This window comes from Bacteroidota bacterium (assembly GCA_016713925.1).
Classification (GTDB): Bacteria; Bacteroidota; Bacteroidia; order AKYH767-A; family OLB10; genus JAJTFW01.
Window position 1 is genome coordinate 382,694 of record JADJOH010000002.1, and the last position, 15,753, is coordinate 398,446.

Sequence of the window (15,753 nt, forward strand, 5' to 3'; positions counted from 1 at the left end):
GCATGAGAAAAAAAATCATCATCGCCGGATTCATTACGCTTTCCTTCGCAGGCAGGGCGCAACAGCGTGATTCGATCTTTCGTTCCAAACCCATAGACCCTACCGAAATCAAAGCGCTCTTCTCCTCCTACTTCCAGGATGGAACACATAGCGCAGTTACGGGTGGTTCAGGCACCGAGAAACTTAATGTGCAGGCGACTACTTTTCAACTGACACATGCGATTGGGGAAAAACTCTCGTTGAACTGGAAGGCCGGCATCGACGTCATCACTTCCGCCTCCACTGATAATATTGACTATGTGCTTTCGTCTGCGTCCAGAATTGACAGAAGAGGACATGCTAACGGGACCCTTATACGAAAAGGGGAGAATGAGCAGATGATGTCAATCGGTTCCGGCATCTCCGTCGAATCGGATTATCTGGCTGTTCCCCTTCAGTTCAGCTATGCGACGAAGAAAGACAGCAGCGGCAGACAATTACGAATAAATGTCGACGCTTCCTTTGATGATCTTCGCTGAGGACGATTGAATCCGGATTATTACAGAGCGGTACGATTAGTTTATCCTGCCGGGTTGCGCTACAAAGAATGGTCGACTGAATACAAACGCCAATCGTATAATCTTCAGGCCGCTTATTCCTTCATCATAAATAGACGCATGCAGATGAATGTAATGCCCATGCTGAACTATCAACGTGGATTACTCAGTACGCCTTTTCATCGGGTATACTTCAACGACGGCGACCTTCGTGTAGAAAAATTACCGAAGGAACGGTGGAAATTCGGCATGAGCTTTCTCAACACCTGGTTTGCAGGCAAGAAAAGTATTCTGCGAAGTGAGTTCGGATTTTACTCCGATAATTTTGGTATCCAGGCCCTCTCTTTTGAAGAAGAACTCAGCTATAAGTTCACCAACCGTTTCTACGCCGGACCATTCCTCCGCCTCTACACACAAAGTGCATCGCATTATTTCAACACCATATCAGCTCATCTTCCCAACGCTGAATTCTACACCTCCGACTACGACCTTTCCGCATTCAATGCCATCAAAGCCGGAATGGAATTTTACTTCCTACCCCTTCAAAAAAAACAACGCAACTACTTCACAAAAGGCATCGGTCTGCGCCTGGCATGGTATCAACGTTCCGATGGCCTAACAGCCGTGATGGGAACATTGCTCTTTGACATCAACCAACGTGGGAGGCAAAAAAATTATCTTACACCAAAATACAATTGATGAATTATTGAATTAATGATCTCCCTGCCGGGAGACAAGATTGATGAATGTTTTGAAAGAATATAGGAAATAATTTTTAATAAAAAATCCTCCGTGCCCCTTCGTGTCCTTAGTGCCTTAGTGGTTAAAAAGGAAAATTCCTTGGAAGACGTCAATCTCCATGCACTTACAATTTGATAGTTTTTGACGAAACACTTTCCGAATCAGTAATAAGATTGACCAGATAAACCCCATTCGCCACCGCATTCATCGGTATCTCTCCCGTCACATACCCTCCTGCAATCACCTCCATTTTTTTCTCAAACACCAACCTCCCTTCCATATCAAACAACCGCAAACTTCCCGTTCTTCCTTTAAGTTTGGAGGCGTTGACGTGAATCATATTCCACTCACTATTATACCAGGCTTGAAAAAACACCTCCTGCTCCGGTACATTATCATCCACCCCAACACTCAGCGTATCACAAGGACTCCCTACCCATGCACCGAGTTCATAATCGGGATTGTTGGGGAGGCCGTAATAGGAGCGGCCAGTTCCTAAATTAAAACTGAAGGGTTGAAAGTCACAGGCTGCTCCTAAGGAATCCGGATGATTAATTACACTTAAATTATTATTTATGGTAGTATAAGCGGTACTTGTATCAGGATATGGCCATGAATAATTTTCATCAAAAGCAGCTATATAAATCTTACCATCCGGTGCCAATTTCATTTGCCAGGGAGCTTGTGGAGCAACCATACTATCAATGATAACTTTGCTTTGAGAAATATTGGAAGAAAGTAAATCATACTGCACTAAATAGTATGTGTCGATTAACTGATCCAGATCCAGTATGTATAATTTAGAATCGTCACCTGAAAAGGCACACGTTGGATAAAGATGGATATAAGGTTGGCCGGGTGGTTCTTGTTCAACTGGTATTGTTGCTGTAATCATTCCGGTACACCTGTCAAAATCATATAACTCAACTAATCCACGTCCGCTGATATTTGCAAATTTTGTTCCATCACTTGAAAAAACAAGCTGTCCAATATTCGTTGTATGATTGTTTCCGATATTTTGTACTGATGGTCCGGATATCCCCGTAGGAGAAATCAAATAAATCCGGAATTCATTGTTAGGAGTTTGTGCATTAGGTGCAACCCATTGCTGAGTAATCAACCACCAATCACGACCATTACCATGTTTTACAGCCATTAATGCATCAAATGCAGGAAAAGTGTTAAGCACTATATTTTTCTGAATTACAAGCCCTGAATCATTATTAGCTTTATAGTTTACTTTCGAATAATATAGTCCATAACTTTCTACTGAAGTTACACCTGCCGTAAGTAAATAGATGTTTGAATCATTCCCCGGATCAGGAACAAATAAACTCGCATGATACCATAGACCACCTTTAATTCTAATTGAATCACCTATTCGCTTACCATATTTGTTCCATATAAAACAATCAAGTGGTGCCGAATTATTAATTAATCCAGCACTCATTAATAGTCCATTTTGATTACCAATGGATGAGCTGCCATTTCGATAGTAATATGGACCATTTCCAACTGCTGGAGCCGCAGTATTACTCCAATCTATATAAGCACTGTCTCCAAACACCCAGTAGTTGTTATTGAACTGAGCAACCACCTTCCCACACCCTACAACCGCAGTCATCAACAACAAAGCGCAAAAGAATTTTTTCATCACAATAAAATTACGGAAAAAATTTGTAAAAAACATAGCGCTCAATAAAATTCTGGTGGGCCGCAGATTTGTTAAGATTATTATGATTTGTTAGGAGAACTCGCCGCGCACGCCGCTTTCCCGATACTTCAGGACGTTGCCTTCCCATCGCTTAAACTAAGGTCACTTTTAGGAAGATGTTACAATTTCACCAGTCGTTCGGTCACTTCAAGTTGTCCGGTAAGAACACGCACCAGATAGACACCTTTGGGGTGTTTGCTGAGATCAATGGAAATTCCTTTTCCTGCAGAGAGGACTTCCACCGAAGTATAGATCACTCTTCCCATTGCATCAAGCACAGTGATGTTCGCCCTTTCGCCATTGAGCACATCGGTAGAGATAGCAAAAACACCCTCCGAAGGATTCGGGGTAATCTTGACAAGTCCGCTTTGATAGAGAATATTGATACCGGTCACTGTAACACAACCGTTGAAAATGCTTTTCAGGGTTTCTTCGTAATCGGCATTCACGGCCGCGTTGATGGAAGCTACACAAACGGTTGTACTTGTCAATGTACTGAAATACACTCTGACAAAGGGCATTGCTGTAAGTTGTTTGCCCAATGAAACTTCAGCAGTGTCCAGCAAAGCAATGCGTCCGGTAGCGGCATTCCATTCTATCAACGGATAAAAACCACCCACAAGCGAAACCACAGAATCAATCACTACACCACTCATCGTAAAATCGAGGGCGAGTAAGCGGCAATCGGGATTGAGCATATTTAAATCAATATAGTTCAACGTTTGATTGACCATTCCGATTCCTAAATGCACTGTATCGTTGGTGTTGACAATGTTAAACGGAAACTCACAATGCCGATGCGTATTTTGCGTAGCTCCCGGGTGAACATGTGAACCATTTGTTTCACGAATACATCCGCTCACAAGAGCCGCATCCGTAACCGTGAGTGCATTATCTCCATTCACATCATTGCAAGGCATGACAGCATTAAGTGCAGTGATATCTACGAGGTACTGGTCGACATCAATATCATTTCTTAATGTATCCACATTCAAATCACCACTAATACGACTGCCGTTACAATTCCCCATACAATCGTTGATGGCTAATCCAAATGTATCTCCGGCACAATCAATGATCGGCTGACAATTGGGGAGGACAGTGAACGAGGGTACATTCGCTGTATCGCGAGTGATATTGATACAAACAGCGGCTACGTTATTATCAAATCGTTGCTCCTGTCTGCCGAGTTTATCCGGATCCTGATCCCAGTTAACACGAACAACCAATGTATAACGTCCGGCAGGAATATTAGTAACGTCCAGCCATTGACAGGCCAGTCCGGCGCCATAGATATCTGCACAGCCTGCTGAGATACCCATATTGCTGCAACCGTATTTCGCCGTTCCTCCGAAGCACTGGAGATCAAGTACACAAAATCCATTTTTAAATCCTGCCTGCAGTGGCACTCCCAAACTATCGTAAATATTATACATCGCATAGCCGGCATAATGCCAGTGGCCGTGACATTGATCAAAAACAAACTGTGAATTACCGGTAGCAGGAGCACCAATATAATAATCAGCATCACCGATATTGGCGATACGCGTACTGAAGTTAATTACATTTCTGGCACCATAACCCGACAAACACCCTTCGCCAATCAGGCAAGCATCGTTACCGTTTACAATACCCATATTGAGCGATGACAGCAATGTATTCCCATCCACAATAAGATCAGGTCCTGAATTACAATTCGGATCCCCGGGATAAATACAACTACCATTGCTCACTGTAGCCAAAGGATTATAGTTACAAGCCGCAGGATCCAGACAACCTACGATTGGTCCGGCAAAAGCGATCTGCCATTGGATGCTATCCGTAATGCAAGATGTATCACCTCCTACCCGAACATAATATGTTTGTCCGCTTTGCAAACCGGCAGGAATGAAGGCCTGTATGCCACAAGTGCTGTCGTTGTAAAAGAGTGTACCGGCCATGTCGTTGTTCCAAATGAGTCCGGCGCAATGATCATAGATCCACAACCGGGTATCACAACTATTGGAAGGAAAGCAAGTAGAAATATTATAGGTTCCGGTTGAATCCGGTGTAAAACTATGCCAGGTACTTGCACCGTATGCCGTGTAGAGAGTATCTTCATACACGGTGAATGCACTCCCGCAATGTGTGCCGGGAGGACAATTGAGATAACTGTACTCGTTATATGTAAATTGACCGCCGGCTGCCTGAATAACACTATTCACCGCCACTGCATAGAAGCCATTTCCAAAACTACAGCACATCCCATCTCCATAAGTATCCCGGATTTCAAAAATCAGACAAATTCCCTGAGGGACGCAGAGTGTATCTCCTACTGCACCACCTGCAGCCAGAATGGTCCCGGATAAATCCTTTAAACTCCAACTGGTTTCCCCGGGAAATTGATCCGGTTGTATGGTCACTATGACCTCACTGAATCCGGAAGGGCATTGTGCATGGAGAGTTATTGGCTTTAAGAATAAAACCAAGGCAAGCAATAAGAGATGTTTCATTGGATCAACGCGTTTTGAGACTCTAAAGGTAGATAAAAAAACTGAAGTACTTTAAAAAAATTAAAAATGATAGTTATCAAGATGATCGACTTGAATCGCCGGTCCATTTCAACACAGCTTTCAAAACACCGGATCTGACGGAGTAGTAGTCAGAAGGCTGTTGTTAAGAATAAACAGGCACAATATTTTGAATCTCATGAGCTTCTGACAGTTGTCAACTATTCAGGGACGAGGGAAGATTTGCCTGTGTAATTACACTATTTTTGTTGTATGAATAATTACCTCGACCTTCTCAACGAAGTACAGCGTGAAGCGGTGATGCAAACAGATGGACCGGTGATGATCATCGCAGGCGCCGGCTCAGGAAAAACGAGGGTCCTCACTTTCCGCATTGCCTATCTCATCGAAAAAGGCAACGACCCCTTTAACATATTGGCACTGACTTTTACCAACAAGGCTGCGCGTGAAATGAAAGAGCGTATTTCCAAAGTAGTGGGGAATGAAGCCCGGAACTTATGGATGGGAACTTTCCACTCTGTATTTGCAAGAATATTGCGTAGCGAAGCCGATAAAATCAACTACCCTTCCAACTTCACCATCTATGATTCCGACGATAGCAAAAGTCTGATCAGGGATATTTTGAAAGAGCAAAACCTGGACGATAAAACGTACAAGCCTTCAGCAGTATTGAACAGAATTTCCTCTGCAAAAAACAACCTCTTCAACTGGCAGGAATACCAGCAAAACAGTGAACTTACAGGAGATGATCAGTCGAGCGGAAAACCAAAGATGGGATTACTCTTTGAATTGTACAGCAAACGTTGCTTCAAAGCCGGAGCAATGGATTTTGATGATATCCTGTACAATACCTGGAAATTATTTCAGGAACATCCCGATGTACTGTATAAATATCAGACGAAGTTCAAGTACGTGATGGTAGATGAGTTTCAGGATACCAACTTCGCACAATACATCATCGTGAAAAAATTATCTGCCATGCATCAGAATATTTGTGTAGTGGGAGATGATGCACAGAGTATTTATGCCTTTCGCGGTGCCAACATCCAGAATATCCTCAACTTTGAACGTGACTTTCCCGAGATAAAAACATACAAGCTGGAGCAGAATTACCGCAGCACCAAGACCATAGTTCAGGCGGCCAATTCTGTGATCACCTTCAACAAGAATCAACTTAAAAAAGAAGTCTGGACCGACAATCACCACGGTGAAAAAATAAAACTCCTGAAAGCACTCAGTGATAATGAAGAAGGAAATCAGGTAGCCTTAAGCATCTTTGAAGAGAAGATGAACAAACATTACCGCCATAAAGATTTCGCTATTCTTTATCGCACCAATGCGCAGAGTCGTTCGATGGAAGAAGCTTTGCGACGAAGAAATATTCCGTATAGGGTATTTGGAGGCGTTTCCTTCTACAACAGGAAGGAAATTAAAGATCTTCTGGCTTATTTCCGCATGGCGATCAATCCTCTGGACGAAGAAGCGATGAAACGCATCATCAATTATCCGGCGAGAGGAATCGGAAAAACCACCATCGACAGAATTGTTGTGCACGCGGCGCAGGAGAATGTTTCGGTGTGGAATGTGCTCGAAAATATTCATGAATTCAAAGCCGGTATCAACGGAGGTATCCGTGATAAGGTAGCTGAGTTTGCCGTGATGGTCAGAAGCTGGCAGGTGATGTTGCCCAATCACAGTGCCTATGAGCTGGCGAGTCATATCGCCTCTGCTTCCGGATTGCTCACCGAACTATACAATGACAGGACCCCGGAAGGTGTCAGTCATTATGAAAACGTCCAAGAACTATTGAACGGTATCAAGGAGTTCAGTGAGCATGGAAAAATTCCACTGGAGTCCCCTTCTGCAGAACAGGATCTAAACGCCTTGCGTACTCTTGACCTTTACCTTCAGGACATCGCCCTCTTAACCGATGCCGACAATGACAAAGACGGTGATGACGATAAAGTTTCACTCATGACCATCCATAGTTCAAAAGGACTGGAGTTTAAAAATGTATACATCGTCGGACTCGAAGAAAATTTATTTCCCTCACAACTCAGTGTCAATTCACGAACTGATCTCGAAGAAGAACGACGATTGTTTTATGTAGCCATCACCAGAGCAGAGATAAAGCTGACATTATCAATGGCGGCTACCCGTTACCGTTGGGGCAACCTGATCATGTGTGAACCCAGCCGGTTTTTAGAAGAAGTCGATAGTGAATGCATAGAAATGCCGGTACAACGCGGTGAGGCCTTATTTGATCAGGAAGATGAGCGGGGAGGATGGGGTAACTATGGAGGCGGAGGAGGCGGAGGAAATCGCAGTTTTCAGCGAAATGCGAAACCTTACCGCGGAAATTCACCGAAGTCCGGATCAAGTGCTGCAAAGAGTACCGTTAAACCCTCACCTGTGACCAACAGCAGCCCGGTACCACAAGGATTCAAAAAAATCAATGTGGCACAACCGGCTCCTCCGGTCAGTGATTTTATTGCGGATGATCCTTCAAAAATTACGACGGGCGTATTTGTCGAACATCAGCGTTTCGGGCGCGGACAAGTCATCAGCATTGAGGGCCGATCACCGGACCATAAAGCTACTATCCTTTTTGATGGTCAAGGACAAAAGCAACTGCTTCTGAAATTTGCGAAGCTTAGAGTGGTAGAGTAAATTCGCTTCCGGCTTCCGGCTTCCAGCTGCCGGCTGTGATCGCGAACCGCAATAAGTTTGAAAAATAGTTGCCTAATGTACATTGTTGCTGTGTTCCTGAATTAATTTGAGATACCATAACAAAAGTCTTTCCTTTAAAATTATCACCTGCGCTTCTGAAACAGAGCAGGCAACTCTGAGCTGATCTTGCTGATTTCTACTAGTGGATGATTGCATATGAGAATATGGTTCGCAAGGTTTAACTACACTCTTATGCTAAAACAAATGAGCCGGTAGCTGGCAGCCGGAAGCCGGAAGCAAAGAGCTGGAAGCCGGTAGCTGGCAGCCGGAAGCAGAGAAATGCTAGCCGGAAGCAAAATGTTGTATCGGAATTATAATTAATAGATGAACATAAATTTCACTAAAATGATAATCCAATAATCCTTAACTTTGGCAGTAAATAATACAGTACTTTCCTATAAATACATGCAATACAACACCTCCAGAAAATCGCTGATCATTTCAGAATATGGGCGCTCCATACAGGAAATGGTAGAATTCACCGTTCAGCTTGAAGACCGTGACGAGCGCACCAAAGCCGCAAAGACCATTGTAAATGCTATGGCCATTCTCAACCCGCAGTTACGCGAATTTGTCGATTATAAACATAAACTTTGGGATCATCTCTATATCATCTCCGACTTCAAACTGGATTGCGATTCCCCTTTTCCGATGCCCGACAAAGACCTCACCCATGTGAAGCCATCTCCCATGCCCTACCCTCAGAAAAACATTAAACTGAGACATTATGGCAGTACGATCGAGCTTATGATCAAGGAAGCGTTAAAGATGGAAGATACTCCGGAACGTCAGCAGGTGGTGGAAGCCATTGCCAATTTTATGAAGATGAGTTACCTCACCTGGAACCGCGACTCGGTGGATGATGATGTCATCAGAGAACAATTGAAGGAATTTTCAGGAGGAGTATTAGAGATTCGTGATGATATGAAACTCACGAACAAATTCATCGATCTGAAAGAAGCAGACAGAAGAAATCAACGAAATAAAAATCTCAGAAAACAACGTACCCCTACCAATGGATACAGCCGTGGCAAATAAACCCGCCGAAACTTCGAATATGACAGGTGGCAGTTTTGAAATCACCGGTGGCTGCAAACTGAATGGTACTATTGAACCTCAGGGAGCCAAGAATGAAGCCTTGCAAATACTTTGTGCAGTTTTGCTTACTGAAGAAGAATGCATCATAGAAAATGTTCCGGAGATACGGGATGTCATCAAGCTGATTGAATTGCTCGGAAAAATGGGCGTACAGACCCAACGCTTAAAGCCCAATACGTTCTCCTTTACGGCTAAAAACATTGATCTCAGTTATCTCGAGACAAAAGAATTTGCCAAATTGGGAGCTGCTTTAAGAGGGTCTATCATGATTATTGGTCCCTTGCTTGCCCGCTATGGGAAAGCCGCGATTCCAAAGCCGGGTGGAGATAAAATCGGACGCAGACGGTTAGATACCCATTTTATCGGTTTCCAAAATCTGGGTGCAAAATTTGATTTCGACAGCAATGATAATTTTTACCGGGTAGATGCGCAGCACCTGAAAGGAACGTATATGCTCCTCGACGAAGCTTCGGTTACAGGAACAGCGAATATCGTGATGGCCGCAGTGATGGCTGAAGGCACGACCACGATTTACAATGCCGCTTGCGAACCGTATTTGCAACAGCTCTGCAAAATGCTGAATCAAATGGGAGCTAAAATCACAGGTATTGGCTCCAACTTGCTGGTGATTGAAGGGGTGAAATCATTAAAAGGAACGAAACACCGCATCCTGCCGGATATGATAGAAGTCGGTTCTTTTATCGGTCTGGCTGCCATGACGCAGAGTGAGTTGACCATTAAAAATGTAGGATTACAACATCTCGGCATTATTCCTTCTACTTTTCAACGGCTGGGAATAAAGATGGAATTCAGAGGGGACGATATTTATATTCCGGCTCAGGAGATGTATGAGATCGATACCTTTATTGACGGATCTATACTCACGATTGCCGATCAGATATGGCCCGGTTTCACACCGGACTTACTCAGTGTGATCCTCGTTACTGCTACTCAGGCTAAAGGAACTATTCTTGTCCACCAGAAAATGTTTGAAAGCAGGTTGTTCTTTGTCGATAAACTTATCGATATGGGAGCACAGATCATCCTCTGTGATCCGCATCGTGCAACCGTTATCGGTCTTGCCCGTAAACACCCCTTGAAAGGCATTCAAATGACCTCACCCGATATTCGTGCAGGAGTAGCCCTCCTGATCGCCGCCATGAGTGCAAAAGGCAAAAGCGTGATCCATAATATCGAACAAATTGATCGCGGCTATGAAAGAATTGACGAACGTTTGAACGCGTTAGGAGCTCAGATAAAAAGAGTTTAATGTTCAAAGTTTAAGGTTTAAGGTTTAAGGTTTAAAGTTTAAGGTTTAAAGTTTAAAGTTTCAATAATTAAGTTGAAAGATTTGAAGATTAAAGTTAAAGGTTGAAATAGCCAGAAGCCAGAAGCTAGAAGTCGGTAGCCGGGAGCCAGGAGCCGAGCCCGTAGCCGGGAGCCGGAAGCCGGAAGCCAAGTTAGCTCTGGAGAAGTAAATTATATTAAACACTATAATAAATCGGAATTGGTACTATTTTTGCCAAAGTCCCGCGTCTTAAAAGAAAAACATCTTAAAATCATATGAAAAAAATCGCTATTCTGCTGGGGTTCAGTGGCTTCTTAGCTCTCGCAGCTGTCTCGTTAACTTCTTTTACAAAGAGTCCTCAGAACAATACCGGGACTGCAATCGGCAACAAGGCTATTGACTTAGCTTATACTAGTCCTGAAGGTAAATCAATCGCCCTCAGTTCTTTAAAAGGCAAAATGGTATTGCTCGACTTCTGGGCAAGCTGGTGCGGACCCTGCCGAATGGAAAATCCCCACGTAGTGGCGGCCTATCAAAAATTCAAGGATCAGAAATTTAAAAACGGAAAAGGCTTTACGATCTATAGCGTGAGTCTGGACCAAAACAAAGAAGCATGGATCAAAGCCATTGCAAAGGATAAACTCGAATGGCCCTACCATGTGAGTGATTTGGGCGGATGGCAGTCGAAGCCGGCAGCGACTTATGGCGTAAATTCCATCCCTGCCAATTACCTGATTGACGGAAACGGCGTCATTGTAGCACGCGGTTTAAGAGGTGCAAACCTTGAATCTACACTGGAATCTTATCTGGCTAAAGGTGGAAGCAGCACCGGTTCAGACAAGGCCAACGAAACAAAATAAAATAATCCGGGAATAAACTCCCTCCCATCCAACTAAGACAAAAGAGCTTCCTTTGGGAGGCTTTTTTGTTTTATGACCATTACTTCTGCCAATTTGTCTACTATTGCCCAATGGCAGTATTTTTGTGTCGGGCAAAAAAATACATGAAACTAAGAAACCCATTTAGCAATAGAAAAGTGATGAGCCAGGAATCAGATAAGCAGAGTGAATTTCAGGATAACCCAATTGCAGAAGAAATCCAACGTTCTTCCGAAGCAGAGGCCTCCGAGCAAAAGCCATTGGAAGAGGATCCGATCGGTAAACTTGAAAAAGAAATCAGTGAACTAAAAGACAATCATCTCCGGTTATATGCTGAGTTCGAAAATTATAAACGAAGAAACATCAAGGAAAGGGCGGAGTTAATCAAGTCGGCGGGATCAGATATCATTTCCTCTTTGCTGCCTACACTGGATGATTTTGAAAGAGCTTTAAAAGCAATGGGTGAAAATGCAGATCCTTCTACCCGGGAAGGCATCGTCTTGATTCATCAAAAACTTTTGAATACAATGGAACAAAAAGGATTGAAACCCATGGACTCCATTGGTCATGAATTTGATGTTGAATTGCATGAAGCCATCACAAAAATACCGGTTGAAGATGCTGCCATGAAAGGGAAAATTGTTGATGAAGTAGAAAAAGGATACTGGCTCAACGAAAAAGTTATACGCTATGCAAAAGTTGTTGTAGGCAGTTAAGAGAACATTACATGTCAAAAAGAGATTACTACGAAGTACTAGGAGTTGCGAAAGGCGCATCAGAAGCAGAGATAAAAAAAGCCTACCGACAAATGGCGCTGAAATTTCACCCCGATAAAAATCCGGGTGATAAAGCGGCCGAAGATAAATTCAAAGAAGCTGCAGAGGCCTATGAGGTCCTGAGCAACCCTGAAAAGAAAAGCAGGTACGATCAGTTTGGCCACAATGGCGTTGGCGGTGCTGCAGGATTTGGTGGCGGACAGAGCATGAACATGGAGGATATTTTCAGCCAGTTCGGTGATATTTTTGGAGGAGGAAATCCATTTGAAAGTTTCTTTGGCGGAGGCGGCGGAGGAGGTCGAGGCGGAAGAAGAACTGTTAACAGAGGAACGAATCTTCGCATAAAAGTTAAGCTCACCCTTGAAGAAATTGCTAAAGGGACTGAGAAAAAAATAAAGGTCAACAAACAAATCAGCTGCCAGACCTGTGGTGGTTCCGGAGCACAGGCCGGAACAGGTGCTTTTTCTACCTGCAATACGTGTAAAGGGAGCGGTCAAATCCGTCGTGTGACGAATAGCTTCCTTGGACAAATGCAAACGATCACTACTTGTCCAACCTGTAACGGAGAAGGCCAAACGATCACCAATAAATGCAAGGCGTGTACCGGTTCCGGCTTGCAGCAAGGGGAGGAAATTATCAGCATCAACATTCCACCCGGAGTAGCGGAAGGCATGCAACTCACCGTGAGCGGCAAAGGAAATGCAGCAGAACGTGGTGGCATTCCCGGTGACTTGTTGATTGTGGTGGAAGAGATACCACATCCTCAATTGCAACGAGACGGCGACCATCTCATCTTTGACCTCTACATCAGTTTTGCTGATGCTGCTTTGGGTGTTGCTATAGAAGTACCAACGCTGGAAGGAAAAGCAAAAATTAAAATCGAGCCGGGTACTCAAGGCGGAAAAGTTCTTCGTCTGAAAGGCAAGGGTGTTCCTGCACTGAATTCCTATACAAGAGGAGATTTACTCGTCAACATCAATGTTTGGACACCTCAGCAACTCAGCACGGAAGAAAAGAAAACGATGGAAAAACTTCGTGAATCAGAGAACTTCAAACCCAAGCCGGGAAAGGGAGATAAGAGTTTTTTCGAGCGGATGAAAGAATATTTTAATTGAAGTTTAAGGTATACCTTATAGCTATAGACTCTCACATTCCTCGAACACCAGCCCTGTAGGGGCTAGCTAATGTCGCTTCTAAACTTATTTGCCAATCGCGTATACACCGCTGTATCGTGAAAGGTGCCATTGGCAAAATAATTTTCCCGGAAATAGGCTTCACGAATGAAATTATTGCGCTCCAGTAATTTGATGGAGGGGAGGTTCGACGGGTCTACATTCGCTTCTAATGAATGCAGTCCTAACGTTTCAAAGCCATATTTAATGACTTCGTTAAATGCTTCCTGCATGTATCCTTTTCCCTGATACTGCGGATGTAATACATACCCCAATTCACCGCGGTAATGTTCCTTTATAAATCGCCAGATGCCCAGATTCCCGATCATCCTTTCCGGAGCGTCCTTCAATGCCATCACCCAGGTGATTCCTTCATTGCTGATCAGTAAACTTTCAACGAGCTGTATGAATTCCTCTGCCTGTTTTATTTCAGTGGCGAGAGGGCGCAATGAATACTTGTTGACTTCAGGATTTGAACGAAGAAAAAAAACTTCTTCTGCATCTTCAACTTTCATCCTCCGTAATAGCAGGCGAGGTGTTTCCATTACCGGAAAAGGAAGAAGTTGCGGCTCAAATAGCATTTGCATTTATATGAAGGAGGAGAAGATGTACAGGATCACAAAACTAATGGTTTGTTGCGGTAATCTTCGATGGATAGTCGCAAAGTTATAAAAATGATGGAGATGCAAAGATTTGATGATTTGAAAATTGTGATGATTTGAAAATTGTGATGATTTGATCGCGAAGTCTTGCGTTGTGATGATTTGAATGCGAAGTGATGAGGGCTTCCGACGTTTTAAATTTATTACATCTTATTCATATATCATCCCAACTGCCCTCCTATCCTGTTGTACATGGCTGTCGGATCCCAATCCATTTTTTTTCCGATGTACATTCGGGTTGAAATGCGAAAGGGCCGGAGTCCGGCGGCTTCCATAAAATTTAGTGCCGCTTTATTACTTTGAGGTATAACAGCATTTCGTTTGGTGGATGTACGAAGATTCATGAGTGCTGATCCTGCTGTAGCATTGAGGGCGAAGATTAATCCTTCTCCCAGTGATGGCAAATAGTAACCAGTCAGCACATCTCCCTCATAAAAAACGGAAGCCTCTGTCATATAGTTTAACAACATGGTGCTTCTGTCCTCACCGGACAAGGCTTTATCCAGTCGCGAAATCTCCTCTATATCTTTCGACTCGTAATTGCGGATGCGGTGATCTGCCAACTCCGGACGATAAACCGGGACGACATCAAAATGATCGTATATGCTATCCGTTATAAAACCAATTTTTTTATACAAGGGATAGCCCATGGGTGTGGCGATGAGGTTGATCGTGGGTCGCAGCGTCATGTCGACGGAATCAATTAAATACCGCGTCATCTTTTCTCCTATCCCTTGCCGTTGGTAATCAGGATGTGTTATGATGCAGGCCAGCCACGCAGATTCCGGGAACAGAATAGTTGCTCCCACAGCAGCGATGGTCTTGTTTACAATGAGTTTAAATGTAAAACAACCTGCATTTTCGAGCAGCAAACGGAACCTCGGTATCAGGTCACCCCAACCTTCGGGCTCGAGTGGTTTCAGCTGCTGAAGGTCGCCTTCAGTGAAGTTTTCGAATTTCATTGAAGATCCGAATATCGTGAATTAATTTTTACATGATGATCATTTGAACACTGATTTGACGGATTATTCGGATTTACGCAGATTTGATGGAGGGTGAATGTGATTGCTTGTGGTTGTCAGGATTGAAATTATAACTACCTTTGAAAGACCAATACTCCTTTATGCAAAAACTCACCCTCGACAGTCATTTTGAAAAATACGAATCATTTGAAGAGTTAACAGCACAAGATCGTTTGCTTGTAGAGGAAGCGAAGAAGGCGGCCGATGATGCCTATGCGCCTTATTCCCGATTTCATGTGGGTGCTGCTGTGATGCTGGAAAATGGGGTAATTGTGCGGGGGAGTAATCAGGAAAATGCAGCCTATCCTTCCGGACTCTGCGCTGAGCGTGTAGCCTTGTTTGCTGCAGGAGCACAACATCCCGGAAATAAAATCATCGCCATCGCCATTACCGCCTATCCCGAAGGAAAAAAGCTTCCTGTCGTTCCAATTAGCCCTTGTGGAGATTGCCGGCAGGTAATGGCCGAATATGAATTGCGTTATGCACATAAAATCCGGCTGATCATGGAGGGGGGCAAAGGAACATATATCGTTTCCGATTGTGTGGCTCAGTTGCTGCCGTTTTTGTTCAGCGGAGATGTCCTCAAATAGAAAATCCGTGTCCATCCGAATTATCTGCCTGATATC

13 protein-coding genes are annotated in these 15,753 nt (G+C 43.7%); 9 read left to right on the forward strand and 4 right to left on the reverse strand.

Annotated elements, in window-relative coordinates:
* The first annotated feature begins 2 nt into the window (after positions 1 to 2).
* Together IPJ86_01585 and IPJ86_01590 are read left to right on the forward strand one after the other, a co-directional pair.
* Complete coding sequence (locus IPJ86_01585; GenBank protein ID MBK7886025.1) at positions 3 to 518, forward strand: hypothetical protein; 516 nt, start codon at positions 3 to 5, stop codon at positions 516 to 518.
* 6 nt (positions 519 to 524) lie between these two features.
* Positions 525 to 1,235, forward strand: a complete 711-nt coding sequence (locus tag IPJ86_01590; GenBank protein ID MBK7886026.1) for a DUF3570 domain-containing protein — start codon at positions 525 to 527, stop codon at positions 1,233 to 1,235.
* A gap of 166 nt (positions 1,236 to 1,401) precedes the next feature.
* On the opposite strand, the gene IPJ86_01595 is transcribed toward IPJ86_01590, so the two are convergent.
* Complete coding sequence (locus IPJ86_01595) at positions 1,402 to 2,931, reverse strand: T9SS type A sorting domain-containing protein (GenBank protein ID MBK7886027.1); 1,530 nt, start codon at positions 2,929 to 2,931, stop codon at positions 1,402 to 1,404.
* A gap of 179 nt (positions 2,932 to 3,110) precedes the next feature.
* A complete protein-coding gene (locus IPJ86_01600; GenBank protein ID MBK7886028.1) occupies positions 3,111 to 5,483 on the reverse strand; it encodes a T9SS type A sorting domain-containing protein in 2,373 nt (790 codons plus the stop codon).
* 270 nt (positions 5,484 to 5,753) lie between these two features.
* On the opposite strand from IPJ86_01600, the gene IPJ86_01605 reads away from it, so the two are divergent.
* The 6 genes from IPJ86_01605 (at position 5,754) to dnaJ (ending at position 13,386) form a co-directional block, all read left to right on the forward strand.
* Complete coding sequence (locus IPJ86_01605) at positions 5,754 to 8,171, forward strand: UvrD-helicase domain-containing protein (GenBank protein ID MBK7886029.1); 2,418 nt, start codon at positions 5,754 to 5,756, stop codon at positions 8,169 to 8,171.
* Positions 8,172 to 8,600: 429 nt separating this feature from the next.
* Complete coding sequence (locus IPJ86_01610; protein MBK7886030.1) at positions 8,601 to 9,269, forward strand: DUF4290 domain-containing protein; 669 nt, start codon at positions 8,601 to 8,603, stop codon at positions 9,267 to 9,269.
* Positions 9,270 to 9,288: 19 nt separating this feature from the next.
* Positions 9,289 to 10,599, forward strand: a complete 1,311-nt coding sequence (gene murA / locus IPJ86_01615; protein ID MBK7886031.1) for a UDP-N-acetylglucosamine 1-carboxyvinyltransferase — start codon at positions 9,289 to 9,291, stop codon at positions 10,597 to 10,599.
* A gap of 293 nt (positions 10,600 to 10,892) precedes the next feature.
* Entirely contained in the window at positions 10,893 to 11,477 is a 585-nt protein-coding gene (locus IPJ86_01620) for a TlpA family protein disulfide reductase (protein ID MBK7886032.1), read from the forward strand.
* A gap of 143 nt (positions 11,478 to 11,620) precedes the next feature.
* On the forward strand, positions 11,621 to 12,211 hold the full coding sequence (locus IPJ86_01625; GenBank protein MBK7886033.1) for a nucleotide exchange factor GrpE: 591 nt from the start codon (positions 11,621 to 11,623) through the stop codon (positions 12,209 to 12,211).
* A gap of 11 nt (positions 12,212 to 12,222) precedes the next feature.
* Complete coding sequence (gene dnaJ / locus IPJ86_01630) at positions 12,223 to 13,386, forward strand: molecular chaperone DnaJ (protein MBK7886034.1); 1,164 nt, start codon at positions 12,223 to 12,225, stop codon at positions 13,384 to 13,386.
* Positions 13,387 to 13,448: 62 nt separating this feature from the next.
* Here the strand turns inward: dnaJ and IPJ86_01635 are convergent, their stop codons facing one another.
* Both IPJ86_01635 and IPJ86_01640 read right to left on the reverse strand, forming a co-directional pair.
* Positions 13,449 to 14,030 carry a GNAT family N-acetyltransferase gene (locus IPJ86_01635; GenBank protein ID MBK7886035.1) on the reverse strand — a complete coding sequence of 194 codons (582 nt, stop codon included), beginning with the start codon at positions 14,028 to 14,030 and terminating at the stop codon, positions 13,449 to 13,451.
* A gap of 236 nt (positions 14,031 to 14,266) precedes the next feature.
* Positions 14,267 to 15,067, reverse strand: a complete 801-nt coding sequence (locus IPJ86_01640) for a GNAT family N-acetyltransferase (protein MBK7886036.1) — start codon at positions 15,065 to 15,067, stop codon at positions 14,267 to 14,269.
* Positions 15,068 to 15,228: 161 nt separating this feature from the next.
* On the opposite strand from IPJ86_01640, the gene IPJ86_01645 reads away from it, so the two are divergent.
* Positions 15,229 to 15,717 carry a cytidine deaminase gene (locus tag IPJ86_01645; protein ID MBK7886037.1) on the forward strand — a complete coding sequence of 163 codons (489 nt, stop codon included), beginning with the start codon at positions 15,229 to 15,231 and terminating at the stop codon, positions 15,715 to 15,717.
* Positions 15,718 to 15,753 lie beyond the last annotated feature (36 nt).